At 60.8% G+C, this 24,623-nt stretch carries 20 protein-coding genes; 13 read left to right on the top strand and 7 right to left on the bottom strand.

All coding sequences use genetic code 11. The annotated features are described in order from the left end of the window. Positions 1-294 precede the first annotated feature (294 nt). The 5 genes from mgtA (at position 295) to PSJE_RS24680 (ending at position 8,281) form a co-directional block, all read left to right on the top strand. Positions 295-3,009: a magnesium-translocating P-type ATPase gene (gene mgtA, locus PSJE_RS24700; protein ID WP_057713954.1), complete on the top strand. Its 2,715-nt coding sequence runs from the start codon at positions 295-297 to the stop codon at positions 3,007-3,009. A gap of 63 nt (positions 3,010-3,072) precedes the next feature. Next, positions 3,073-3,789: an MgtC/SapB family protein gene (locus PSJE_RS24695; protein WP_057713955.1), complete on the top strand. Its 717-nt coding sequence runs from the start codon at positions 3,073-3,075 to the stop codon at positions 3,787-3,789. Positions 3,790-3,916: 127 nt separating this feature from the next. After that, positions 3,917-4,318 carry an ANTAR domain-containing protein gene (locus PSJE_RS24690; protein WP_090456887.1) on the top strand — a complete coding sequence of 134 codons (402 nt, stop codon included), beginning with the start codon at positions 3,917-3,919 and terminating at the stop codon, positions 4,316-4,318. 108 nt (positions 4,319-4,426) lie between these two features. Beyond that, complete coding sequence (locus tag PSJE_RS24685) at positions 4,427-5,053, top strand: response regulator transcription factor (protein WP_057713957.1); 627 nt, start codon at positions 4,427-4,429, stop codon at positions 5,051-5,053. Beyond that, complete coding sequence (locus PSJE_RS24680) at positions 5,054-8,281, top strand: transporter substrate-binding domain-containing protein (RefSeq protein WP_090456885.1); 3,228 nt, start codon at positions 5,054-5,056, stop codon at positions 8,279-8,281. Positions 8,282-8,284: 3 nt separating this feature from the next. Here PSJE_RS24680 and dkgB read toward each other — a convergent pair whose 3' ends face one another. Continuing rightward, positions 8,285-9,088 carry a 2,5-didehydrogluconate reductase DkgB gene (gene dkgB, locus PSJE_RS24675; RefSeq protein WP_090456883.1) on the bottom strand — a complete coding sequence of 268 codons (804 nt, stop codon included), beginning with the start codon at positions 9,086-9,088 and terminating at the stop codon, positions 8,285-8,287. A gap of 253 nt (positions 9,089-9,341) precedes the next feature. Next, positions 9,342-10,250 carry a LysR family transcriptional regulator gene (locus tag PSJE_RS24670; RefSeq protein ID WP_057713960.1) on the bottom strand — a complete coding sequence of 303 codons (909 nt, stop codon included), beginning with the start codon at positions 10,248-10,250 and terminating at the stop codon, positions 9,342-9,344. Positions 10,251-10,354: 104 nt separating this feature from the next. Between PSJE_RS24670 and PSJE_RS24665 the strand changes: the two genes are divergently transcribed. The 5 genes from PSJE_RS24665 to PSJE_RS24645 all read left to right on the top strand — a co-directional run bounded on the left by PSJE_RS24665 (position 10,355) and on the right by PSJE_RS24645 (position 14,941). After that, complete coding sequence (locus PSJE_RS24665) at positions 10,355-11,221, top strand: pirin family protein (RefSeq protein ID WP_090456881.1); 867 nt, start codon at positions 10,355-10,357, stop codon at positions 11,219-11,221. A gap of 93 nt (positions 11,222-11,314) precedes the next feature. Next, positions 11,315-11,998 (top strand): isochorismatase family protein, encoded by a 684-nt coding sequence (locus PSJE_RS24660; RefSeq protein ID WP_090456879.1) that lies wholly within the window; start codon positions 11,315-11,317, stop codon positions 11,996-11,998. A 56-nt stretch (positions 11,999-12,054) separates the two neighbouring features. Then, positions 12,055-12,681: an isochorismate family cysteine hydrolase YcaC gene (gene ycaC / locus PSJE_RS24655; RefSeq protein ID WP_057713962.1), complete on the top strand. Its 627-nt coding sequence runs from the start codon at positions 12,055-12,057 to the stop codon at positions 12,679-12,681. Positions 12,682-12,903: 222 nt separating this feature from the next. Continuing rightward, positions 12,904-14,346 (top strand): mechanosensitive ion channel domain-containing protein, encoded by a 1,443-nt coding sequence (locus tag PSJE_RS24650; RefSeq protein WP_090456877.1) that lies wholly within the window; start codon positions 12,904-12,906, stop codon positions 14,344-14,346. A 154-nt stretch (positions 14,347-14,500) separates the two neighbouring features. After that, positions 14,501-14,941, top strand: a complete 441-nt coding sequence (locus PSJE_RS24645; RefSeq protein WP_090456875.1) for a carboxymuconolactone decarboxylase family protein — start codon at positions 14,501-14,503, stop codon at positions 14,939-14,941. Positions 14,942-14,953: 12 nt separating this feature from the next. Here the strand turns inward: PSJE_RS24645 and PSJE_RS24640 are convergent, their stop codons facing one another. The 4 genes from PSJE_RS24640 to PSJE_RS24625 form a co-directional block, all read right to left on the bottom strand. Continuing rightward, the gene (locus PSJE_RS24640; protein WP_090456874.1) at positions 14,954-16,546 is read right to left on the bottom strand and encodes a DHA2 family efflux MFS transporter permease subunit; all 1,593 of its coding nucleotides are present in this window, start codon (positions 16,544-16,546) and stop codon (positions 14,954-14,956) included. Continuing rightward, positions 16,543-17,664, bottom strand: coding sequence for an HlyD family secretion protein (locus PSJE_RS24635; RefSeq protein ID WP_090456872.1), 1,122 nt, complete (start codon positions 17,662-17,664; stop codon positions 16,543-16,545). The genes PSJE_RS24640 and PSJE_RS24635 overlap by 4 nt, the downstream gene beginning before the upstream one ends. Positions 17,665-17,986: 322 nt before the next feature. Next, complete coding sequence (locus tag PSJE_RS24630) at positions 17,987-19,168, bottom strand: acetyl-CoA C-acyltransferase family protein (protein WP_090456870.1); 1,182 nt, start codon at positions 19,166-19,168, stop codon at positions 17,987-17,989. Continuing rightward, a complete protein-coding gene (locus PSJE_RS24625; protein ID WP_090456868.1) occupies positions 19,165-19,947 on the bottom strand; it encodes an enoyl-CoA hydratase-related protein in 783 nt (260 codons plus the stop codon). The genes PSJE_RS24630 and PSJE_RS24625 overlap by 4 nt, the downstream gene beginning before the upstream one ends. A gap of 218 nt (positions 19,948-20,165) precedes the next feature. On the opposite strand from PSJE_RS24625, the gene PSJE_RS24620 reads away from it, so the two are divergent. From PSJE_RS24620 to PSJE_RS24610, 3 genes are read left to right on the top strand one after another with little or no spacing between them, the layout of a single operon-like run. Continuing rightward, positions 20,166-21,272: a polyamine ABC transporter substrate-binding protein gene (locus PSJE_RS24620; protein ID WP_090456866.1), complete on the top strand. Its 1,107-nt coding sequence runs from the start codon at positions 20,166-20,168 to the stop codon at positions 21,270-21,272. Positions 21,273-21,311: 39 nt separating this feature from the next. Further along, positions 21,312-22,730, top strand: a complete 1,419-nt coding sequence (locus tag PSJE_RS24615; protein WP_090456864.1) for an aminotransferase — start codon at positions 21,312-21,314, stop codon at positions 22,728-22,730. Beyond that, the gene (locus PSJE_RS24610) at positions 22,727-23,635 is read left to right on the top strand and encodes a LuxR C-terminal-related transcriptional regulator (protein WP_057713971.1); all 909 of its coding nucleotides are present in this window, start codon (positions 22,727-22,729) and stop codon (positions 23,633-23,635) included. Before PSJE_RS24615 ends, PSJE_RS24610 begins: the two co-directional genes overlap by 4 nt. Positions 23,636-23,769: 134 nt before the next feature. Here PSJE_RS24610 and PSJE_RS24605 read toward each other — a convergent pair whose 3' ends face one another. Next, positions 23,770-24,084 carry a hypothetical protein gene (locus tag PSJE_RS24605; protein WP_090456862.1) on the bottom strand — a complete coding sequence of 105 codons (315 nt, stop codon included), beginning with the start codon at positions 24,082-24,084 and terminating at the stop codon, positions 23,770-23,772. Between the last annotated feature and the right edge of the window lie 539 nt (positions 24,085-24,623).

Here is a 24,623-nt window from a genome sequence, read left to right as displayed (position 1 = left end):
GGTCTCGGTAACCGGCATTTTCTCGGCAAGATAACGCGCAGTCTCCTGTGCCGTTGTCTCGCCGACAAGCGAGCAGCGGCATCCCGATCATGGCCCGTCCTGGCCGTGTCCCGACGTCCCTCTCATCGACGCTGAACAGTGCGTGGTTTCGACTTGTTGTCGTGGCCGCCGCTCTATCGACACGCCTGTCATTCGTGACCGGCGTGCCAGGCCTTGCTTTGCCGGTTGTTCCGGCGCAAGAGGCGTGGACCCGCCTGCTCGACGGTTTCCCGGCTGACCAAAGGGGCACCAGCCATGAAACTTAACCTCAAGGAATTCTTCGCAGGCTTCCTGCGTAACCGTCACATCGCCCGGCACTTCCGTAGCCTGGCGTTGCTGGAAACCTTCACCGACACCACGGTCAGCCGTGAAGTCCCGCCCAGCCTGGCGCAAACCCTGGTGGCCGCTGCCGGCAGCGACACGGGTCAATTGCTCAACACCCTGGGGAGTCACACCGATGGCTTGAGCGAGCTTGAAGCCGATGCCTTGCGCGAGCAGTTCGGCCTCAATGAAGTCGAGCACGAACAACCACTGCCTTGGTGGATGCACCTGTGGCACTGCTACAAGAATCCGTTCAACCTGCTGCTGACGTTGCTGGCGGTCATCTCCTGGCTGACCGAAGACATGAAAGCCGCCGTCGTGATTTTCTCCATGGTGGTGCTCTCGACCTTCCTGCGTTTCTGGCAGGAAACCAAATCCAACCAGGCCGCCGATGCCCTCAAGGCGATGGTCAGCAACACCGCCACGGTGATGCGCCGGGACCTTGAGGACCGCGGCGCGCAGCGTATCGAATTGCCGATCAGGCACCTGGTGCCGGGCGATCTGATCGTGTTGTCTGCCGGCGACATGATTCCCGCCGATTGCCGGGTGCTCAGCGCCAAGGACCTGTTCGTCAGCCAGGCTGCCATGACCGGCGAATCGATGCCGGTGGAAAAGTTTCCCCGCCAGCAGGACCGTGACACGCTCAATCCCCTGGACCTGGACAACATCCTGTTCATGGGCACCAACGTGGTATCCGGCACGGCCATGGCGGTGATCATTACCACCGGCAACAGCACCTATTTCGGCGCCCTGGCCCAGCGGGTCGGCGCCACCGACCGGGCACCGACTTCGTTCCAGACCGGGGTCAACAAAGTCAGCTGGCTGCTGATCCGCTTCATGTTCGTGATGGCGCCGCTGGTGTTGTTCATCAACGGTTTCACCAAGGGCGACTGGACCGAAGCGCTGCTGTTCGCGCTGTCGATCGCCGTGGGCCTGACCCCGGAAATGCTGCCGATGATCGTCACCTCGACCCTGGCCAAGGGCGCGGTGTTCCTGTCGCGCAAGAAAGTCATCGTCAAACGCCTCGACGCTATCCAGAACTTCGGCGCCATGGACGTGCTGTGCACCGACAAGACCGGCACCCTGACCCAGGACAAGATCTTCCTGGCGCGTAACGTCGATGTTTGGGGCCATGACTCCGATGACGTGCTGGAAATGGCCTACCTCAACAGCTACTACCAGACCGGGCTGAAAAACCTGCTGGATGTGGCGGTGCTCGAACACGTCGAAATCCATCGTGAATTGAAAGTCGGCACGGCGTTTCGCAAGGTCGACGAGATTCCGTTCGACTTCACCCGTCGGCGCATGTCGGTGGTGGTCGCCGAGCGCGATCAACCGCACTTGCTGATCTGCAAGGGCGCGGTGGAAGAGGTGCTGGCGGTGTGCTCGCGGGTTCGTCATGGCGAAGTCGATGAAGCCTTGACCGAAGAACTGCTGGCGCGCATCCGTCAGGTCACGGCCACGTTCAACGCCGAGGGCCTGCGGGTGGTTGCGGTAGCGGCACGGCCAATGGTCGAAGGCCGCGATACCTACAGCCTGGCAGACGAACAGGCACTGACGCTGATCGGTTACGTGGCATTTCTCGATCCGCCGAAAGAAAGCACCGCACCGGCCATCAAGGCCCTGGCCGCCCATGGCGTGGCGGTGAAAGTGCTGACCGGCGACAACGAACTGGTGACGGCGAAAATCTGCCGCGAAGTCGGCCTGGAGCAGCAGGGCCTGCTGATGGGCAATGACATCGAACGCATGAGCGACGCCGAACTGGCGAAAGCCGTGGAGACCACCAACGTCTTCGCCAAACTGACGCCCTCGCACAAGGAGCGCATTGTCCGTCTGCTCAAGGGCAACGGCCATGTGGTCGGTTTCATGGGCGACGGCATCAACGACGCCCCGGCCCTGCGTACCGCCGACATCGGTATTTCGGTGGACAGCGCCGTGGACATCGCCAAAGAAGCGGCCGATATCATCCTGCTGGAAAAGAGCCTGATGGTGCTGGAGGAGGGTGTGCTGGAAGGGCGCCGGACCTTCGCCAACATGCTCAAGTACATCAAGATGACCGCCAGTTCGAACTTCGGCAACGTGTTCTCGGTGCTGGTGGCCAGTGCGTTCATCCCGTTCCTGCCGATGCTGCCGATGCACCTGCTGGTGCAGAACCTGCTCTATGACATTTCGCAGATCGCCATTCCGTTCGATAACGTCGATGACGAAATGCTCAAGCAACCGCAGCGCTGGCAGCCGGCGGATGTCGGCCGCTTCATGCTGTTTTTCGGGCCGATCAGTTCGATCTTCGACATCACCACGTTCGCCTTGATGTGGTACGTGTTCGATGCCAACACCCCGGATCACCAGACCCTGTTCCAGTCCGGCTGGTTCGTGGTCGGGCTGCTGACCCAGACGCTGATCGTGCACATGATCCGCACGCCGAAAATCCCGTTCCTGCAAAGCCGCGCGGCCATGCCCTTGCTGGTGATGACCGGGCTGATCATGGCCATGGGGATTTTCCTGCCGATGGGACCGTTGGCCCATTACTTCAAATTGCAGGCGTTGCCTTCGCTGTATTTCGTGTTCCTGCCGGTGATCCTGCTGGCGTACATGGCGCTGACCCAGGCGGTGAAGGGGTTCTACATTCGCCGGTTTGGCTGGCAATAAAGCCGCGAGGCTGGCCAATCAACGCAACCCCTGTGGGAGCGTGTGTTTTTCAAAGGATTCATCATGCAAGCACTGAACAACCTCAACCTGACCTCCCTGCTCGACACCCTGGTCAGCCTCAGCGCGGCCTTCATCCTCGGTGGCCTGATCGGTTTCGAACGCCAGTACCGGCAGCGCACCGCCGGCCTGCGCACCAACGTGCTGGTGGCGGTGGGCGCGGCGATTTTCGTCGACATGGCCAACCGTCTCGCCGGTGCCGAAGGTGCCGTGCGGGTCGTAGCTTACGTAGTTTCCGGCATCGGCTTTCTCGGTGCCGGGGTGATCATGCGCGAAGAGGGCAACGTGCGCGGTCTCAACACGGCCGCCACGCTCTGGACCTCGGCGGCAGTCGGTGCCTGCGCCGGTGCCGACCTGCTGGCCGAGGCGTTGCTTGGCACCTTGTTTGTGCTCGCGGCCAACACCTTGCTGCGGCCGATCGTCAACAACATCAACCGTCAGCCGCTGGATGTGATTTCGGCGGAGGTCACCAACATCGTCTATGTCATTGCCCGACGCACGCAGCAGAAAGCCGTGCTGGCCTTGCTCGAAGCCGAGCTGGAACGCAGTAACTACCCGGCCAGCGATGTCGATGTGCACGCCTTCGGCACGGATGAAATTGAAATCGAAGCCACCCTGGCCACCACTTCGGTCGATGGTGATGAGCTGGATGCGCTGGTGGCACGGATTTCGACCTCGACCCTGGTGGTGCAGGCGTTCTGGAGTCCGAGTACCACGGAGTAAGGGCCAAGGTTTCCCTGGCAAGCGTCAGACTAACCGGCTTTTATTTAGGAAAATTCCTACATAAACCCAGGAAGGTCTTCCGTAGGCTTTGCGACCTCTTGAAATCGACATCCTTTTGGAGGTCACCATGCCGAACAAATCCTTGCGCATCCTGATCGCCGATGCGCAGCACTTCAACCGCCTGCGGATCGAGCGACTGTTCAATCAGCTCGGCTACTTTCGCGTAGCACCGGTGCAGAGCCTCGACGAGCTCCTGCCACTGGTGGAGTACGGTTGCGAGCCTTTGGACCTGGTGCTTATCAACGGGGCGATGGCCAGCGAAGGGCTGGACCTGTTGAGTTTTTTTGCCGACAACCCGCAGGTTCATCACGCGTTTATCTTCAATGAACAGCAGACGCCGTTGCCGCTCGTCGCGGGCAACGTCCAGGTCAGCCGGACTGCCCTGCCTGACCTGGTGTGCATTACGCAGCTGATGAGCGCTGTCGATCGTCGGCTACCGTTTGTCGGAACTGTCATTTCTGTCAGGTAGTTCTTTGCAGCCTTCCATGCAAAAGTCTATGCGCAGCGTTGTGTCCAACCGCTGCGGTGCCTGGAGGGCATTTTTTGCCCGATCGTGTTGGTTTGCACGGGAGATGTCATGAAGTCAGCACTGATTGCGGAAGATCATCCGGTGGTTCGCTCCATGATCAAACTCGTACTCAAGGGCGAAGGGTTCAAGCGGATTTACGAGGCCTGCCGTGGCGATAAGGTCCTGACGTTGATCCGGGAGCATCAACCGGATGTCGTGCTGCTTGATCTGGGCCTTCCCGGTGTGGCGGGGCTTGAGGTGATGGACCGTATCAAGACCGAAAAGATGCGATGTCGCGTGGTGGTGTTCACCTCGCTGGAGGCCCAGTTCTATCAGGACCGCTGCATGCGTGCCGGGGCTGTTGCCTATGTTTGCAAGAGCAAGGACCTGGATGACCTGAAGGCGGCGGTGAATTGCGTGATGGCCGGCTACACCTATTTCGCTCAGATTCCCTCCAGTTCCGTGTCGATGGGGGAGTTGCAACGCAGCGAAAAGCAGTTGATCGACAGGCTGTCCAATCGTGAGTTGACCATCCTGCAGTACCTGGCCCGGGGGTCGAAAAACCTCGAAATCGCCGAGATCATGCACCTGAGCTACAAGACCGTCAGTACCTACAAGACCCGACTCACCCTCAAGCTCAACGTGAACTCGTCGGTGCACTTGAGGGATTTCGCCCTGCGCAATCATCTGATCTGAATGAACGCACTCCGACGACTGGCAGGTGGGGTGCTGATCGGCCTTCTTCTCTGGGCATCGACGGTCTGTGCGCAACAGTCGTTGACCCTTTTGGGACGCTCGAGTGTCGAAGGCCTGAGCGTCAGGTTGTCGGAAACCGAGTCGCGCTGGCTACAGCAAAAGGGCCGGTTGGTGCTGGCTGTCTCGGCGCCGGACTATCCCCCCTTCGAGTTCAACACGGCGGGCAAGGTATTCGAAGGCCTGACAGCCGATTACGCCGGCTTGCTCGAACAATTGCTGAACGTCGTCATTGAGGTCCAACGTTATCCGTCGCGGGCCGACGCGGTGCAGGCCATCAAGGAAGGGCAGGCAGACCTGCTGGGAACGGCCAATCGATTTGAAGCCGAAGATCCACAGTTACAGATGTCCAGCGCGTACGCGGTCGATCAACCGGTGCTGGTCACGCGCACCGATTTCCCTCCGGTGCTCGACCCGACACTGGCCGGCAAGCGGCTGGTGATGCTGTATCACTACCTGCCCGAATACAGCGTGCAACAGTTCTATTCCAGGGCGCAGGTCCAGCTGTTTCCTTCGACATTGGCGGCGATGGGCGCCGTGGCTTTCGGCCAGGCCGATGTCTACCTGGGCGATGCGATCAATGCCCATTACCTGATCAGCAGAAATTACCTGAACAACGTACACCTGACGGACTTCTCGCCCATGGAGTCCGGGCGTTTTGCCTTTGCGATGGCCCGCGACAACGATTCGCTGTTGCGCATCGTCAACAAGGCGCTGGCGGCCATCACCACCAATGAACAAATGAACATCCTGCGTCGTTGGGGGGCAAACGGGGTGTCTATCCCCGGCACCCAGTCATTGCAATTGAGCGTGGCCGAACAACGCTGGCTCGAACGCCACCCACGGGTGAGGGTCGCGATCAACGAAAGCATTCCGCCGATTTCATTTATCGACAGCGAAGGCAAGTTCCGCGGTATTGGCGTCGATGTGCTGACGAAAATCAGTTTGCGCACCGGCCTGCAATTCGACATCCGGGGCATGAAATCGGTAGCCGAGATGATGACCGGCATCAGGAGCGGGCAGATCGATGTGCTGGCCGGTATCGGCCTCAGTTCCCAGCGTGAAGATCAATTGCTGTTCACCCGGGCGTTCCTGAGCAGCCCTTCGGTGCTGGTGACCCGCGTGGCCGCGGACAGCCCCAGGACGCTGGATGACATGGCAGGGCGAACCCTGGCACTGACCCAGGGCAACATTGTCGGCGAGTACCTTCGCCAGCATTACCCGCTGATCCAGCTGGTGGATGCACCATTGTCGACGGACGCCATGGAAATGGTCGCCCAAGGCAAGACCCACGGCGGCATCAACTCCTTGATCAGCGCCCGTTACCTGATTTCCCGGCAGTATCGCGATCGCCTGCAAGTGACCAGCACCGTGGGCACCGACCCTGCACGAAGCACCCTGGCGACCAGTCGCGAGGCCACCGAGTTGCATTCGATCCTGGACAAGGCGCTGTTGAGCATCCCTCCCGAAGAAATTGACGAGCTGACCCAGCCCTGGCGCTATGACTCGATGGTCGAGCAGAGTTACTGGTTGCGACACCGGCAGGCGATCGTGAAGGCGTTTGCAGTGGCGGGTGTCTTGCTGTTGCTCGCGTTGGCCGGGATCGTCTGGCAGCGGCGTCAGATTCGCCAGCGTCAGCAATTGCTCGGACAACTGCAGGAAGCCAAGGACGCGGCGGACGACGCCAACCGGGCCAAGACCACGTTCCTGGCCACCATGAGCCATGAAATCCGCACGCCGATGAACGCCTTGATCGGCATGCTCGAACTGGCGCTGAAACGGGCCGATGAAGGGGAGACCGACCGCGCCGCCATCGAAGTGGCGTCCAACGCCGGGCAACAATTGCTGGATTTGATCGGCGACATTCTGGACGTCGCGCGGATCGAATCCGGGCATTTGTCGCTGACGCCGGAGCGGGTCAATCTGCAGGCGCTGGTGACGTCGGTCTGCCGGGTTTTCGAAGGGCTGGCGGTGCAGAAGAATCTGCAGTGGCGGGTCGAGCTCGACGAACACAGTGACTGTGACGTGATGCTCGACCCCACGCGCTTCAAACAGGTGCTGTCCAATCTGCTGAGCAATGCGATCAAGTTCACCCGGGAAGGCCAGGTGAAGCTGACGCTGGGAGTGCGGCCTCAAGCCCCGACGCACCTCGCCGTCAGCGTACAGATCGAGGACAGCGGCATCGGCATCAGTGCTTTCGACCAGCAACGCCTGTTCAGCCCGTTCGTGCAGGCGGGCAACAGCCAGCAGAGCGCCCGGCAAGGATCCGGCCTGGGCCTGGTGATCAGTCGTACCCTGTGCGAAATGATGGGGGGCCGGTTGCAACTCGACAGTCAGCCTGAGCATGGGACGCGGGTGGACATCAGCCTGGTGCTGCCCGCCCTGCAAGCGTTACCCGCGGGGGGCAAGCCCCTGGATCCGGCGCAGCTCACGACCCGGGCGTTGTCGATTCTGGTGGTCGACGATTATCCGGCCAATCGCCTGTTGCTCTCGCGGCAGTTGAGCTACCTGGGCCATCGCGTGGTGCTGGCTGAAGACGGGGCGCAGGGGCTTGAACAGTGGCGCGGGCAAGGGTTCGATCTGGTCATCACCGACTGCAACATGCCGGTGCTCAGTGGTTACGAATTGGCGGGTGCAATACGTGAACAAGAGCGGGTGCAGGGGCTGTCGGCGACGCTGATTCTGGGCTTTACCGCCAATGCGCAGGCCGAGGAGAAGGTCCGATGCCAGGCCGCGGGTATGGACGATTGCCTGTTCAAACCCATTCGCCTGGTGGATTTGCAGGCGTGGCTCGCCCAGCGGTTTTCCAGCGCACCCTCAACGGCAATCGACGATCCAGGCGTCGCCGAATTCGATTTGAGCGGGCTGGAGCGCTTTGCGGATGTGGACCGTGAGCTGATCGATCAACTGTTGCGCGATCTGGCGCTGAGCAACCGCGAGGATCGCGTGCATTTACTGGCCTTGCATGCCGGCGGCAATCGCCCGGGCTTGCAGGAACTGGCACACCGGATCAAGGGCGGGGCGCTGATGGTGCGAGCGCTTGCCCTGGTCGAGTGTTGCGAACAGCTGGAGCAGGCGTGCAATGACGGTCGCGGGGTACTGATCGACGACGCCGTCGACCAGCTACAGCAAGCCATGGCCCGCCTGGACCGGCATCTCGAGCAGGATTGAGGCTCAATCCCAGTTCGGTGCGATGCCTTTCGGGCTGGTCAAGCGATGGCCGCGATCCAGCGTTGCGATCAAGGCCATGTCGGCTTCGCTCAAGGTCAGTTCGCGAGCCTTCAAGTTGCTTTCAAGGTTGGCCCGGCGAGTGGAAGACGGGATCACGGCGTAACCCGATTGCATGGCCCAGGCCAGGGTGACCTGCGCCGGTGTCGCGTGCAGACGTTCGGCGATCTGCTGGATGAGCGGATCCTTGAGGACTTCACCGTAAGCCAGGGTCATGTACGAGGTGATGCCGATGCCTTGGCTGCGTGCGAACTCGACGACCTCGCGGTTCTGCAGGTAAGGGTGCAGTTCGATCTGGTGGGTGGCGATGTGCTCGGCACCCGTGGCGGCGATCGCCTGTTTCATCAGGTCGATGGTGAAATTGGACACGCCGATCTGCCGGGTCAGGCCCAGGTGTTTGGCTTCGAGCAGGGCGCTCATGAACTCTTCGACCGGCACCTGATCGTCCGGCGACGGCCAGTGGATCAGGGTCAGGTCCAGGTAGTCGGTCTGCAGTTTGCGCAGGCTTTCTTTCAAGCTGTCGATCAGACGATCACCGGCCAGGTTGGCGACCCAGATCTTGCTGGTGATGAACAACTCTTCCCGGGCGATGCCGCTGGCGGCGATAGCCTCGCCGACGTCGGCTTCGTTCTCGTAGATTTGTGCGGTATCGATCACCCGGTAGCCAAGCGCCAGGGCGGTGCTCACCGAATCGATGACCACCTGGCCTTGCAGGCGAAAGGTACCCAGGCCGAAAGCGGGAATAGACATTGAAGACTCCAGAGGTTGCAGTGGGAATGGGCGGCAGTATCGGCGCCTGCATCCGTGAGAAAAACCGCTGGAGCGGCAAAGCAATGTTTACCGCAAGTCAAGAATCGGGGCAGACCGATGTATTGAAGGTGTCTGGTCTGGCGCCATCGCGAGCAAGCTCGCTCCCACAGGGGATTTGTGGTGCATATAGATCCAATGTGGGAGCGAGCTTGCTCGCGATAGCCATCACTCGGTCCAAAGCCTTACCCCGCCCTTAAGCAATATCACTGCGGCTGAACTCCTCCCCAAGAAAATCGATCAACGTGCGCACCGAAGGCAGCAGGCCCCGACGCGAGGGGAAGATCGCATGGATGACACCGCTTTTCGGTGCCCAGCCCGGCACCAGTTCCACCAGTTGCCCGGCAGCGATTTCATCGCGCACCACCACACTGGGCAGGTGCACGATGCCGATCCCGGCGACCGCCGCATGGCGCAAGGCCAACAGGTCATCGGTGACCATGCGCGGTGCATGCCGGATCATCGCGGTGCTGCCATCGGCCCCGAACAGTTCCCACTGATATTCACGTTGCGCCGCGCCCCAGTGCAGGCTCGGCAAGCCGCTGAGGTCGGCCGGGGAGGCCGGTGTCGACAGGCGCGATAAAAAGGCCGGGCTGCCGACCACGCTCTGGGTGCTGTTGCCCAGCACCTTCATCACCATGTCGGTGTTTTCCAGCGGGGGGAAACGTACCCGCAGGGCAATGTCGAAGCCCTCATGGATCAAGTCGACCCGGCGGTTGGTGCTCTCGATGAACAACTCCACCAGCGGGTACTTGAGCATGTAGCGGGTCAGCATCGGCCCAACCCAGGAATTGAGCAGCGCCGTCGGGCAACTGACACGCACCAGGCCCTGAGGCTCGGAGCGATTGCGTTCGATCAGTTCGGCGGCGCTTTCCGCCTCCACCCGCATGGCCAGGCAGCGCTGGTAATAGGCCTGGCCGATTTCCGTCAAGGAGCAATGCCGGCTGGTGCGGTGCAGCAGGCGCACGCCGAGGCGTTCTTCAAGCTCGGCAATGCGTCGGCTGAGCTTGGACTTGGGCATGTCCAGTGCCCGGCCGGCCGCGGCGAAACCGTGATGCTCCACCACTTGGGTGAAGTAGTAGAGGGTGTTGAGGTCTTCCACCATCGTTCTCCAAATAGAACGCTAAAGCTGATTTTTGCAGTCTAGCGCAGCAAAGGTCACGGTTTTAAGCTTTGTCCATGGCTTCACTCACCTCATCAGGAGACACCATGAAAAACATCATCGGTATCTACACCAGTCCACGGACCCATTGGGTTGGCGACGGTTTTCCGGTTCGCACGCTGTTTTCCTACGACAACCTGGGCAAACACATCAGCCCGTTCCTGATGCTGGATCATGCCGGCCCCGCTGAATTCACCCCGACCACCGAACGGCGTGGCGTTGGTCAGCATCCTCATCGTGGCTTCGAAACCGTGACTATCGTTTACAAGGGCGAACTGGAGCACCGGGACTCCACCGGCAGTGGCGGCAAGATCGGCCCTGGCGATGTGCAATGGATGACCGCAGCCTCGGGGATCCTGCATGAAGAGTTTCACTCCGAAGGTTTCGCCAAGAGCGGCGGCACCCTGGAGATGGTGCAACTGTGGGTCAACCTGCCGGCCAGGGACAAAATGGCCGACCCCGGCTACCAGACGATTCTCGACCGTGACATCCCGGCCATCCCCTTGAAGGACAACGCCGGCAGCCTGCGCCTGATCGCCGGCGAGTTCGATGGCCACAAAGGCCCGGCGCGCACCTTCACCCCAGTCGACGTGTGGGACATTCGTTTGAATGCCGGCAAGTTGCTCACCCTTGACCTGCATGAAGGGCGCAATACCGCCCTGGTGGTTCTGCGTGGCACGGTTCAGGTCAACGGCCTGGAATCGGTGCGCCAGGGGCAACTGGCCCTGTTCGACCGCAAGGGCGATCAGGTGAGCCTCGAAGCCAGCGAAGACGCGGTGGTGTTGTTGCTCAGCGGTGAGCCGATTGACGAGCCGATCGTCGGTCACGGGCCGTTCGTGATGAACACCGAGCAAGAAATCCACCAGGCCTTCGCCGACTTCCAGTCCGGTCGCTTCGGCCGGATGCACGCTTAGTTCGCAACGCTTTTACACCCGACTCTACACAGGATGAGTAGGCCGGTTTTCAGGCCAGGGATGGCTGTTGCCCAAAAGAAAGAGGAAACGCACATGAACACTGCCTACGCGGCCAACTTCAACGGCCAGAAACCGACCATCGACCCCAATGACAGCGCAATGCTGTTGATCGATCACCAGAGCGGACTGTTCCAGATCGTCAAGGACATGGACGTGCCCCAATTGCGCGCCAACGCCATTGCCCTGGCCAAGGCCGCGACCCTGCTCAAGATGCCGGTGATCACCACCGCTTCCGTTCCCCAGGGGCCGAACGGGCCGTTGATCCCGGAAATCCACGAGGCCGCGCCCCATGCGCAGTACGTGGCGCGCAAAGGTGAAATCAACGCCTGGGACAACCCGGAGTTTCACGCGGCGGTCAAAGCCACCGGCAAGAAAACCCTGGTGATCGCCGGCACCTTGACCAGCGTGTGCCTGGCGTTCCCGTCCATCGCCGCCGTGCATGAGGGCTACAAGGTGTTTGCCGTGGTCGACGCCTCCGGCAACCACTCGAAACTGGCCACTGATCTGACCGTTGCCCGTCTGGCCCAGGCCGGGGTGGTGCCGATCGACATCATGGCTACGCTCTCTGAGCTGCAAGGCTCGTGGAACCGCCCGGACGCCGAGCAGTGGGCCGCTGTCTACGCCCAGGCCATGCCGCATTATCAGTTGCTGATCGAGAGCTACCTCAAGGCCCAGCAAGTGGCGAACGAACACGAAGCGCTGGACTCCCAGCGCTAACCGGTTACCCCACGCCGATTTCCAATCGGCATCGATAACATGCGAGGACTACTGCAATGACTTCTTCCTACAAGCGTCTGGACAAGGACAACGCCGCGGTTTTGATGGTCGATCATCAGGCGGGCCTGTTGTCTCTGGTGCGCGACATCGATCCGGATCGATTCAAGAACAACGTGCTGGCGCTGGCTGACCTGGCCAAGTACTTCAAGCTGCCGACCATCCTCACCACCAGTTTCGAAACCGGTCCCAACGGACCGCTGGTGCCCGAACTCAAGGCACTCTTTCCGGACGCGCCGTACATCGCTCGCCCGGGCCAGATCAACGCCTGGGACAACGAAGATTTCGTCAAGGCGATCAAGGCCACTGGCAAGAAACAACTGATCATCGCCGGTGTGGTGACGGAGGTGTGCGTGGCGTTCCCGGCGCTTTCGGCGCTGGCCGAAGGTTTTGACGTGTTCGTGGTCACCGACGCGTCCGGCACCTTCAACGAACTGACCCGCGAATCGGCGTGGCACCGTATGACCGCTCAGGGCGCGCAACTGATGACCTGGTTCGGCCTGGCCTGTGAACTGCACCGCGACTGGCGCAACGACATCGAAGGGTTGGGCACGCTGTTCTCCAACCATATCCCGGATTACCGCAACCTGATGACCAGCTACAGCACACTGGCCAACAGCAAGTAACTTCGGCATCACTCATCCCCCCTGTGGGAGCGGGCTTGCTCGCGAAGGCTGCTTAACTTTCAACCTATGTGTTGACTGTTATACCGCTTTCGCGAGCAAGCCCGCTCCCACATTGGTTTTGTGGTGTTTTTGGGAGGGTGTTCATCCCGCCAAATCAAATGCTCCTACACTGAGGCCAATCCATGCGATCTTCGCGTTATTGGCCCTGGCTGGAGTTGCTTGATGCTGTCATTGCTCACCGAACACCCGCTGATTTGCGCGATGGCGCTGATCCTGATCGATCTTGGGTTGTGGTACTTGCTCAGTGCACTTGGCAGCGCCTGGCGGCTATTGGTACGGGTGGTGATTTTTTCGTTGTTCAGCCTGCTGTTGTTCAACGAAGGCCTGAACCCGATGGAGCCGCCGCCCTGGGCTGACAACGTACCCTTGCATCTGGCGGCCACCGGTTTGCAGATCGGCTGGTGGTTGTTCGGCGCGCGGACCCTGACCGTGCTGATCGGCGCGGTGATGATGCAACGGGTCGGGCACACCGGGCGATTGCTTCAGGATCTGCTCGGTGCGGTGATTTTCCTGATCGCGGTCATAGCCGCCCTGGCCTATGTGCTCGATCTGCCGGTCAAGGGCGTGCTGGCGACGTCCGGTGCGTTGGCGATCATCGTCGGGCTGGCCTTGCAAAGTACCCTCAGTGACGTGTTTTCCGGGATCGTCCTGAACACCACCAAGCCCTATCAACTCGATGACTACATCTCCATCGATGGCATGGAGGGCCGGGTCACCGACATCGACTGGCGTGCCACGCGCCTGCAGACCTCCCAAGGTTGCATGGCGGTGATTCCCAACTCCCTGGCAGCCAAGGCCAAGATCATCAATTTCAGTCGGCCGAGCGATATGTTCGGCATCTCCGTTTCGTTGGAAGTGAGCCCCCACGCGCGGCCGAACACGGTGATCGAAGCCCTGGAGCGGGCTATTCAAGGTTGTCGTGCGTTGCTCGATACACCGTCGCCAAGCGTCGGCCTGAAAACCGCCAGCAACACCGGAGTGGTCTACGAAATCAGCGGCTTTGTCGCGTCGATGGACGAGAAACGTTCAGTGCGCAACCAGCTGTACGATCTGGCCTATCGGCACTTGCAGGCGTCCGGGGTCAGTTTGTTGTCGAGCGTGGAGCCCAGTCCGCCGGTCAACTCGACTCGCAAACGCGCGTTGCTCGACAGCTCGCCGATTTTCTCCACCTTGCGCCAGGAAGAGAAAGACACCTTCAGCCAGAACATGACCCTGCAAACCTTTCGCGCCGGGGAGGTGATCCTGGAAGCGGGGCAGGTCAGCGATCACTTGTTCATTATCGAATCCGGCGTGATCTCGGTGACCTTGATGCGCCATGGAGCGCCATACGAATCCGGACGCATGGGGCCGGGGGAGGTGTTCGGCGAGGCAGGTATTCTCACCGACAGCGCGCTGCCTGCGCAGTTTACCGCCAAGACATTCAGTGGCCTGTACCGCATCGAAAAGTCATACCTCAAGCCGTGCCTGGATGCCCGTCACGATATCAACGATGCAATGCAGGCCTTGCTCGATTACCGGCTGCAAAAAGCGAAATCCCTGACTCAGGACCTACCGGTGGCGGTGGAGAAAAAGGGCTTCCTGCGATGGTTGCGCAGTCGGGTGTGAATGGCCGCTGCGCGGATCGCGAACAGATCTCGAATAGCCATTTCTTTCAGGAAGACACCGCCAATGGCCTCCTCGACTTTTGAGATATTGGCTATTTGTGTAAACGGGCTGCGGGACTAACGTAGTGACACACTCACTTGCCGTGGAGCACACCATGAAACCCCGTATCGATTTCTACACCGCATCCCCTGACGCCCTCAAAGCGATGATCGCGTTGGAAACAGCGGTTTCGAAATTGCCGCTGGAAAAAAACCTGATCGAACTGGTCAAGCTGCGTGCCTCGCAAATCAACGGCTGCGCCTTCTGCATCGACATGCACACTGCTGATGCGATCAAGGGCGGTGAAACCCCGCGCCGCCTGTTCGCCGTGACAGCCTGGCGCGAAGCACCGTTCTTTACCGAGCGCGAACGCGCTGCGCTGCTCTGGACCGAATCCCTGACCCAGCTCAGCCTGACCCACGCTCCGGATGAAGACTACGAAATGGTCAGCGCCCAGTTCTCGCCCAAGGAAATGGTCGACCTGACCGTGGCCATCAGCACCATCAACAGCTGGAACCGTCTGGCCGTAGGTTTTCGCAAAATGCCTCAGGCCTGACCCGCACAAGCATCAATGAGCGTCGGCACTCGGCGCGGCCGGTGGTTGTACCTTGCGCATCAAAGGCACCATCGCCGTGGCGATAATGAAGCAGACCATGATCATCAAGAACGCGTCGCCATAGGTTTGCGTCTGGGCTTCGCGGTAGGTCAGCAACCATAGTTGATGCAGGCTGGCGGTGACCCCGGCGTCACCGCTCTGGCCGAGGGCGGCGAAGTTGTTGCCAACCTGGGACAGCCATTGGTTGAGCGCCTCGTTGGTGCTGTTGAGGTTCTCCGCCAACCGGGTGAAATGCAGGTTGGTGCGGTCGTTGAGGATGGTCGCGCACGCGGCGATGCCGATGGCCCCGCCCAGGTTGCGCATCAGGTTGAACAACCCCGACGCATGCTTGAGCCGTGCCGGCGCCAGGCCGCCGAGGGTCAAGGTCACCGCCGGCGGCACCGCCAATTGCTGGGCAATCCCGCGCAAGGCTTGCGGCAGCATCAACTCCTTGGCCCCCCAGTCATGGGTGATCGGGCTGAAATCCCACATCGACAAGGCGAACAGCCCAAGACCGAACATCATGATCCAGCGCAGGTCGACGCGATTGGCCAGAAAGGCATACAGCGGAATCGCCATGATCTGGAACACTCCGGTGGAGAAAACCGCCAGACCAATGTCCAGCGCTCCGTAGCCACGCACCCGACCGAGGAACAGCGGTGTCAGGTAAATGGTGGCGAACAGGCCGATGCCGGTGACGAACGAGAAGAAACAACCGAGGGCGAAATTGCGGTCCTTCAAGGCGCGCAGATCGACAATCGGGTTGGTCACATGCAAGGTCCGGCCGATGAACGCCAGCCCGGCCAGGCCACTGATCCACGCGGTGGTCAGGATCGTGCGGTCGCTGAACCAGTTCCAGCGCGGGCCTTCTTCGAGGGTGTATTCCAGGCAGCCAAGGAACAGCGCCAGAAACACCATGCTCAAGTAATCCGCGCCTTTGAGCAGCGACAGTTCCGGCTGGTCGATTTTTACCAGCATCGGCACGGCCACGGCGACGAAGATGCCGGGGACCAGGTTGATGTAGAACAGCCAGTGCCAGGACGATATGTCGGTGATCCAGCCACCGATCACCGGCCCCAGGGTCGGTGCCAGGGACGCCACTGCGCCGATGGTCGCGGCGGCAATCACCCGTTGTTTGCCGGTGAAGAACACGAAGGCCGTGGTGAACACCAGCGGGATCATCGAACCGCCCAGAAACCCTTGCAGGGCGCGGAAGGCGATCATGCTCTGGATGTTCCAGGCTATGCCGCACAGCAGGCTGGCCAGGGTGAAACCCACCGCCGATGCGCAGAACAGCCAGCGCGTCGAGAACACCCGCGACAGCCAACCGGAGAGCGGGATCACGATGATTTCGGCGATCAGGTAGCTGGTTTGTACCCACGCGGTTTCGTCGGTGCCGGCGGAAAGCCCGCCGCCGATGTCACGCAACGAAGCCGAGACAATCTGGATGTCCAGCAGGGCAATGAACATGCCGATGCACATGCTGGCGAAGGCGAAAACCTTGGTCGCCGTCGCCATGTTCGCGGCATTGAACGGTTGCGCCGGGGCGGCGAGGGCACGGCTCATGGCGCGCTGGCCACGGCTGGCGCTTCAGGTTCCTTGCGCGTGTCCACTTCAGCGGTGACCGACAACCCCGGACGCAAGTGGCCGAGCACACTGTCGGCTGGGTCGAGGTGAATCCGCACCGGTACCCGCTGCACGATCTTGGTGAAGTTGCCGGTGGCGTTTTCCGGTGGCAACACACTGAATTGCGAACCGCTGGCGGGGGCGAGGCTGTCCAGGTGACCGTGGAATTCCTGCCCCGACAGCACGTCGGCACGGATCACCACCCGTTGCCCCGGCACCATGTGCGCCAGTTGGTCTTCCTTGAAGTTGGCATCGACCCACAGACCGCTGGTCGGCACCACCGAGAGCAATTGCGAGCCGGCCTGGGCATAGGCGCCGACCCGTGCCCGGCGATTGCCGATCACACCGTCAACCGGTGCCTTCAGTTCGGTGTAGCCGACATTCAATTGCGCCAGGTCGCGCTCAGCCTTGGCCTGGATCAAGGCGGCCCGGGCTTGTTGTTTCTGGGTGTCGATCACATTCAACTGGCGTTGCGCGGCCAGCAATTCAGCCTGGGCGCGGTTGCTTTGGGCCTGGGCCGTCTTGAACGTGGTATTGGCCCGCTGGGCACTTTCAACCGAGACGGCGTTGGTGATCACCAGTTTTTTGTAGCGGGCATCGTCATCCCGCGAACGGACGGCTTCGGCACCGGCGGCGTCGATGCCGGCACGGGCTTGGCCGATGACGGCCTGTTGCAGTTGTTCGGTGGCGTCGAGGTTGGCGAGCAGGGCCTGCTGGGCGGCCACTGCGCCTTCGGCCTTGGCCAGGTGGGCGCGGTAGTCGCGGGAATCGAGACGGACCAGCACGTCGCCGGCCTTGACCTTCTGATTATCGGTTACCAGCACTTCGTCGATGTAGCCCGCCACTTTCGGCCCGATCACCGTCACATCGCCGCCGATGTAGGCGTCGTCGGTTTCCTCGATGAAACGTCCGGCAGTCCACCAATGCGTGCCATACACACCGGCCAGCACCAGTGCCGCGATGCCCAGTGTTGGCAACAGCAGGCGTTTGAGCAGGGGAGGTTTGGCGGCAGTCACCGGGGCAGCCAGGTCGGGTTCAACGGTGGGCATGCTGGTCATGGAGGATTACCTGTGGGTGCGGCGGTTAATTATGATGATCATAATATGACGAATGTAATATTTTGTGGCAAATGGTTTTTGCTGCCGGTCGTCAGGTGGTTTGTTCAGCGTGAATGGGATTTTATTTGCGCTAGAGAACCCCTGTGGGAGCGAGCTTGCTCGCGATAGCGGCCGTCCAGTCAACAATGACGGTGCCTGACACGCCGCAATCGTCGGAACGCCGCTCGGAGCAGGCTCGCTCCCACAGGGAATCGCTACTGGTCTGCTGGAATGAAAAAGGCCGGTGATCTGCGCGATCACCGGCCCTTTTTACAGCTATTGCTTAGACCCGTTCAAAAATCGCCGCAATCCCCTGACCACCACCGATGCACATGGTCACCAGCGCGTAACGGCCGCCGGTGCGGTGCAGTTCGTGGATGGCCTTGGTGGCGATGATTGCGCCGGTGGCGCCCACCGGGTGGCCCAGGGCGATACCCGAACCGTTCGGGTTGACCTTGGCCGGGTCGAGGTCCAGTTCCTGGCTGACGGCGCAGGCCTGGGCGGCGAAGGCGATGTTGGCTTCGATTACGTCCAGGTCGGCGACGGTCAGGCCGGCGCGCTTGAGCGCCAGGCGGGTGGCCGGGATCGGGCCCAGGCCCATGAATTCTGGTTCAACGCCGGCGTGGGCGTAGCTGACCAGGCGGGCGAGGGGTTTCAGGTTATTGGCCTGGACCGCGTTGCCACTGGCCATGACCAGTGCGGCGGCGCCGTCGTTCAGACCCGAGGCGTTGCCGGCGGTGACCGAACCGTCCTTCTTGAACGCCGGCTTCATTGCTGCCAGCTGTTCCAGGGACGTGGCGCGTGGATGTTCGTCGACGCTGAACAGCTTGGTGCCTTTGCGATCCTGGATTTCCACGGTCGCGATCTGCTCGCTGAAGTAGCCGTTGGCAATCGCGTGGGCCGCGCGTTTCTGGTCTTCCAGGGCCAGGGCGTCCTGCATTTCGCGGGTGATGCCGTTGCGCGCGGCGACGTTCTCGGCGGTGATGCCCATGTGGATGCCATGGAAGGGGTCATGCAGGATGCCGAGCATGTAGTCGATGACCTGGGCGTTGCCCATGCGCGAACCCCAACGGGCGGCCGGCATCAGGTACGGACCACGGCTCATGGACTCGGCACCGGCGCCGACGACGATGTCGGCATCGCCGAGCATCAGGGTCTGGGCGGCGTTGATGATCGCTTGCAGGCCCGAACCGCAGAGGCGGTTGACGTTGTAGGCCGGGGTTTCCTTCGGAATGCCGGCGTTCATCGCCGCGACGCGGGAGATGTAGGCATCGCGGGTTTCGGTCGGGATCACGTTGCCCATCACCAGATGGCCAACGAGCGCCGGGTCCACGGCGGCTCGCTCCAGGGCGGCTTTCACGGCCGTGGTCGCGAGGTCGGCCAGCGGCACGTCCTTGAGCGAACCACCGAAGGTACCGATGGCGGTACGGGCGGCGCTGACGACGTAGATTTCTGGAGTGTTCATGGCTGGTTTCCTTTCGGTGGATTCTTATCTGTACTGCGATTGAGCAGGGCGTTCAAGGCGGTTTTCGCCTCGTCGGTATTCAGGCGCTGAATGAACAGCGTGTTTTCTTCGCGCAGGGTGGTTTCCAGTTCGGCCAGGGAAGCCTGTTTCATCAGCAGCCGGGACTGGCGCAAGGCTTGCTGGGGCATGGCCAGAAAGCGCTGGGCGATTTTTGTCGCCGCCGCCAGGCATTGTTCGCCGTCATCGAAGGCTTCGTTGGCCAGGCCCCAGGCCACCGCTTCGTTGCCGTCCAGGCCGTTGCCCAACAGGAGCAGGCTCGCGGCACGGGCATGGCCGAGCCGGCGTGGCAGCAACAGGCTGGCGCCAAATTCGGGGCACAGGCCGATGTTGACGAACGGCATGCGCAGCTTGGCGTTGCGGGTGACCAGTACTTGATCGCAATGCAGCAGCAATGTGGTGCCAATACCGATGGCCGTACCGCAGACTGCCGCGATCAACGGTTTTTGCAGGCGCGTGACGACCTTCATCAGGTGGAACGCCGGGGCGTCCAGATGAGTCGGCGGGTGCTGGAGGAAATCCACCAGGTCATTGCCGCTGGTAAAGCACGCCGGGCCACCGGTGATGATGATCACGCCGGTCTGCGGGTCTTCGTCGGCGGCCAGCAACAGCTCGGCCAGTCGCGTGTACATGGCGTTGTTCAGCGCATTGAGCTTGTCCGGGCGGTCGATGGTCAGCGTCAACACGCCGTCGCGTTGCTCGTGTTTGATCAGGTCGGTCATCGCAGGCTCTGCAGGGTCGGTTCAGGGCTGCCACTTTAAGCGCCGGACAAACCCCGGATCTATGGCAAAACGGGTCAACTGTACTGCCGCTTTTTGCCATGCCGGTATGCCCAAAAAGCGACACACACCCATTCGGGGTATGGCCGCGCCCGCTGAATCCACCAATAGTGGGGGCATCCGCTCATCCAGAGCCGAACTCGCTATAAGGTGCATTTGCTATGGGCAAGACGCTGCTTAAGGTGATTTCCAGTCTGTTTGTTGTACCGCTGACATTGAATGCCTACGCCGCTCAAGTGGACGACAGCCATACGCTGCGGTTGTACAACTGGGCGGATTACATCGGTGAAAAAACCGTGGCCGACTTCGAAAAGGCCACCGGCATCAAAGTCATCTACGACACCTTCGATGCCTACGAAACGGTGCAGGCCAAATTGCTCACCGGCCACTCCGGTTATGACCTGATCGTGTTGAACGCGTCCCTGGCGCCACCACTGATCAAGGCCAAGGTGTTCCAGCCGCTGGACAAGAAACAGCTGCCGGGCTGGACCAACCTGGACCCGAAAGTCCTGGAGGATCTGCAAGGGTACGATCCGGGCACCACGTACTCGGCGCCTTATACCTGGGGTAGCAACGGCGTCACCTACAACGTCGACAAGATCAAGGAACGCATGCCCGACGCACCGATCGGTTCGCTGGCGATGATCTTCGATCCGAAGATCGTCTCGCGCTTCGCCGACTGCGGCGTGACCCTGCTCGATGCCCCGACCGAAGTCATTCCCATGGCCCTGAAGTACCTGGGACGTGATCCGAGAAGCGCTGCACCGGAAGATCTGAAAGCCGCCCAGGACTTGCTGTTGTCCGTGCGGCCGTACATCCGCAAGTTCGACTCGGTCAATTACCTGACCAGCCTGCCCAATGGCGATGTGTGCATGGCCATGACCTGGTCCGGCGACTACGCCACCGCCATGGCCCGCGCAGCAGAAGCCAAGAAGAAGATCGACCTGGCCTACTTCATCCCCAAGGAAGGCTCGCTGATCTGGTTCGACAACCTGTACATCCCGGCCGACGCGCCCCACGTCGCCAATGCCCACAAGTTTCTCGAGTACCTGATGCAGCCGCAGGTGATGGCGGATGTGAGCGACTTCATCAATTACGCCAACAGCAACGCCGCGGCCACCCCGTTGTTGAGCGCCGATGTGCGCAACAACCCGGCGATTTACCCCGACGCGCAAACTCGCGAGCGGCTGTTTCCGCAGAAGACCCAGAACGCCAAGGACATGCGGGCGATTACCCGGGTCTGGAGCACCGTGAAAAGCGGCATCTGATTTGTTCGAACGTTAGTCAATTCGGTTAGAGGTTTATTTATGGCGACGCCAACACGCACCGTTTTTTCCCCAGCGGACGAGTCCCGGCTGGTCAAGGCCGACAAGGCTCACCATATGCACGGCTATCACGTGTTCGACGAACACGCCGAACAGGGCTCGCTGAACATCGTCGCAGGCGACGGCGCCTACATCTACGACACCCAGGGCAACCGCTTTCTCGATGCGGTGGGCGGCATGTGGTGCACCAACATTGGCCTGGGTCGCGAGGAAATGGCCGAGGCCATCGCCGACCAGGTGCGCCAACTGGCCTATTCGAACCCGTTTTCCGACATGTCGAACAACGTGGCGATCCAGTTGTGCGAAAAACTCGCCAGCCTGGCCCCCGGCGACCTTGACCATGTGTTCCTGACCACCGGCGGCTCCACCGCCGTGGACACTGCGTACCGGCTGATCCAGTTCTACCAGAACTGCCGAGGCAAACCGGAGAAGAAGCACGTCATCGCCCGGTTCAACGCCTATCACGGCTCCACCACCCTGACCATGTCGATCGGCAACAAGGCCGCCGACCGGGTGCCGGAGTTCGACTACGCCAACCCGCTGATCCACCACGTCTCCAACCCGAATCCGTACCGCGCGCCCGATGGCATGGACGAGGCGCAGTTCCTCGAGTTCCTGGTCAAGGAATTCGAAGACAAGATCCTCTCGATTGGCGCGGACAAGGTTGCCGGTTTTTTCGCCGAGCCGATCATGGGCTCCGGCGGGGTGATCATTCCGCCCCGGGGCTATCTCAAACGCATGTGGGACGTCTGCCAGCGCTACGACATCCTGTTCGTCGCCGACGAGGTGGTCACTTCGTTCGGGCGCCTGGGCAAGTTCTTTGCCTCTTATGAGGTGTTCGACGTGCAGCCCGACATCATCACCACCGCCAAGGGCCTGACCTCGGCTTACCTGCCGCTGGGTGCGTGCATCTTTTCCGAGCGCATCTGGAAAGTCATCGCCGAGCCGGGCAAGGGCCGCTGCTTCACCCACGGCTTCACCTACAGCGGGCATCCGGTGTGCTGCACGGCGGCGCTGAAGAACATCGAAATCATCGAGCGGGAAAACCTGCTGGCCCATGTCGACACGGTTGGGGCTTATCTGGAGGAGCGCCTGGCAACCTTGCGGGACTTGCCGCTGGTGGGGGATGTGCGCTGCCAGAAACTCATGGCCTGCGTGGAGTTCGTCGCCGATAAACGCACCAAGGCGCTATTCCCCGACGAGATCAACATCGGCGAGAAAATCCACGTGCGGGCCCAGGCCCGGGGCTTGCTGGTGCGGCCGATCATGCACCTCAATGTCATGTCGCCACCGTTGATCCTGACGTCTGTCCAGGTCGATGAAATCGTCGAGACCTTGCGCACATGCATTCTGGAAGTGGCCGCCGAGCTTGAAGCGAGCGGACAGTACGCGGGCCAATGATTTCGTCAGTCAGGCTGTTACCAAGGGCGTGTCCAGCCGCTAGACTGCGGGGCATGAGCAAACCAGACGACGATACGCTGATCGCGGTGCCCTTCGGGGCATTGCACAAATGGCATGGGGGAATGCGCGAGGCATTCGCCCATATCGATGAGCCTGACGCCTTGCAACACCTGGCGTCGGCGTTGGCGCAACTGGTGTCCGTCGAGTCGATGATGATCAGCCTGGAGCGTAAGGACCGCGCGCCCCAGTTGCTGCATCAGCGCGGAATTGCGCAGGAGTATCAGGTCTCGATTCTGGAGCGCTATTTTGCCGGGGGTTATTTGCTCGACCCGTTCTGCCTGGCGGTGGAGCAGGGGTTGGCGCAAGGCTTCTATCACCTGGAGGAAATTGCCCCGGACAACTTCTTCGACAGTGACTACTACAAATCCTATTACCTGAAGGCGGGCTGCTCGGAAGACAGCTACTACATTGTCGATATCGGCAATGACACGAAGATTTCCGTCAGCCTCTATCAGGGTTTCGGCGGTGAATGCCTGAGCGCCGAACAGCTGAATCTGCTGCGCGCCGTGGAACCGCTGGTGCGTGAATTCATCAGCGAATTCAGTCAACGGGGCATGCTGCGCAGTCGCGAGATCCAGTGCGATAAAGACCAGGGCATGCGCGATGATCTCAAGCACCGGGTGCAGTCGGCGTTCGAGCATTTCGGCAGCGACTTGCTCACTGAACGAGAGCGGCAAGTGGCGCATATGGTGTTGCGCGGGCATTCGGTGAAATCCACGGCCAGCCAGATGAACATCTCACCGGAAACTGTGCGCATGCACCGCAAGAACCTGTACCTGAAACTGGAGGTGGGTTCGCAGTCGGAGTTGTTTGCGCTGTTTATCGAGTGGTTGCGCAGGCACTAACCAGAATTTTTGGCCTACCGATACCCCTGTAGGAGCGAGCCTGCTCGCGAAGAACGTCCAGACGACGCGTTCTGTCAGACCGCCCGCGTTATCGTTGACCTCCATCGCGAGCAGGCTCGCTCCTACAGGGTTGGTCAGTGCGCCCGCAATCGTCGCCCGACCACATCCAGCACATCACAGCCATCGCGCAACGGGATGGCGCAGAGCAATGAAAAGTCGCTGAGGATGAAGGATTCGCACTCGATCGAGCCGCGCATGGACAGGTTTTCCAGCACTTGGGTGACGGCGCGAATTCGGTAGTTGGCGGCGTCCATCAGGACGTCGAGCGGTGCGTGGGTGTCGACGAAGAGGGTGGGCATTTCACTGCAATTGCTGGTGAGCGCCATGAAGCGGTTGTTGGGGTGTGGGGTTGGTTTTTCGTAGGGTGGATCGGGATGAATGGTTTTCATGCTTTCTAACTCTAGGAAAGGAAAATCGAAGCTACCGAAAGCCTTCCTACGGGCTAGGGTGGCAGCCATGTACGGGGTAGGAATATCGAGTCCCTAGCACCTCGACCACGCCGAAGCGTGCCCGTACATAGCCGCCGCAGCTGATCTTACGGACGCATTTCAACGGCCGCAAACCAGGTAATTGGCGCCAACGTGGTACTAGGGAAACTGGAGGTTCCTACACCCCGCCACTGAAATTCAGTGACCACCAAAGACTATCGATTGAGCACCTTTCAAACCAGTTCATGCGGATCGCCGCAATTCGAAGGAAATCTCCGAAGACCTTGCCCGGAAATGTCCTAGGACCTGTGGAACTTGTATCCGCAAAACGGGGGGAGTGAGTTGTGGGTGAGGCACAACGGGCATGACCGAAGCCTAGGAAAAACAGAAATGTCCTACGCCAATTGACGCCTGGATCACCTCAACCCTGTGGGAGCCAGTGAGCACAAAATTGAAGTTCGACAGAGAACGAACTGTAGGAGCGAGCTTGCTCGCGATGG

Origin of the sequence: Pseudomonas jessenii (assembly GCF_002236115.1) — a bacterium.
GTDB classification, from domain to species: Bacteria; Pseudomonadota; Gammaproteobacteria; order Pseudomonadales; family Pseudomonadaceae; genus Aquipseudomonas; species Aquipseudomonas jessenii.
The sequence above is the reverse complement of the archived record's forward strand: the minus strand, read 5'-3'. Positions and strand labels throughout refer to the sequence as shown.

Coding starts and splice junctions, on each gene's coding strand:
- mgtA (WP_057713954.1), top strand. CDS start 295: ATGAAACTTAACCTCAAGGAATTCTTCGCAGGCTTCCTGCGTAACCGT.
- PSJE_RS24695 (WP_057713955.1), top strand. CDS start 3,073: ATGCAAGCACTGAACAACCTCAACCTGACCTCCCTGCTCGACACCCTG.
- PSJE_RS24690 (WP_090456887.1), top strand. CDS start 3,917: ATGCCGAACAAATCCTTGCGCATCCTGATCGCCGATGCGCAGCACTTC.
- PSJE_RS24685 (WP_057713957.1), top strand. CDS start 4,427: ATGAAGTCAGCACTGATTGCGGAAGATCATCCGGTGGTTCGCTCCATG.
- PSJE_RS24680 (WP_090456885.1), top strand. CDS start 5,054: ATGAACGCACTCCGACGACTGGCAGGTGGGGTGCTGATCGGCCTTCTT.
- dkgB (WP_090456883.1), bottom strand. CDS start 9,088: ATGTCTATTCCCGCTTTCGGCCTGGGTACCTTTCGCCTGCAAGGCCAG.
- PSJE_RS24670 (WP_057713960.1), bottom strand. CDS start 10,250: ATGGTGGAAGACCTCAACACCCTCTACTACTTCACCCAAGTGGTGGAG.
- PSJE_RS24665 (WP_090456881.1), top strand. CDS start 10,355: ATGAAAAACATCATCGGTATCTACACCAGTCCACGGACCCATTGGGTT.
- PSJE_RS24660 (WP_090456879.1), top strand. CDS start 11,315: ATGAACACTGCCTACGCGGCCAACTTCAACGGCCAGAAACCGACCATC.
- ycaC (WP_057713962.1), top strand. CDS start 12,055: ATGACTTCTTCCTACAAGCGTCTGGACAAGGACAACGCCGCGGTTTTG.
- PSJE_RS24650 (WP_090456877.1), top strand. CDS start 12,904: ATGCTGTCATTGCTCACCGAACACCCGCTGATTTGCGCGATGGCGCTG.
- PSJE_RS24645 (WP_090456875.1), top strand. CDS start 14,501: ATGAAACCCCGTATCGATTTCTACACCGCATCCCCTGACGCCCTCAAA.
- PSJE_RS24640 (WP_090456874.1), bottom strand. CDS start 16,546: ATGAGCCGTGCCCTCGCCGCCCCGGCGCAACCGTTCAATGCCGCGAAC.
- PSJE_RS24635 (WP_090456872.1), bottom strand. CDS start 17,664: ATGACCAGCATGCCCACCGTTGAACCCGACCTGGCTGCCCCGGTGACT.
- PSJE_RS24630 (WP_090456870.1), bottom strand. CDS start 19,168: ATGAACACTCCAGAAATCTACGTCGTCAGCGCCGCCCGTACCGCCATC.
- PSJE_RS24625 (WP_090456868.1), bottom strand. CDS start 19,947: ATGACCGACCTGATCAAACACGAGCAACGCGACGGCGTGTTGACGCTG.
- PSJE_RS24620 (WP_090456866.1), top strand. CDS start 20,166: ATGGGCAAGACGCTGCTTAAGGTGATTTCCAGTCTGTTTGTTGTACCG.
- PSJE_RS24615 (WP_090456864.1), top strand. CDS start 21,312: ATGGCGACGCCAACACGCACCGTTTTTTCCCCAGCGGACGAGTCCCGG.
- PSJE_RS24610 (WP_057713971.1), top strand. CDS start 22,727: ATGATTTCGTCAGTCAGGCTGTTACCAAGGGCGTGTCCAGCCGCTAGA.
- PSJE_RS24605 (WP_090456862.1), bottom strand. CDS start 24,084: ATGAAAACCATTCATCCCGATCCACCCTACGAAAAACCAACCCCACAC.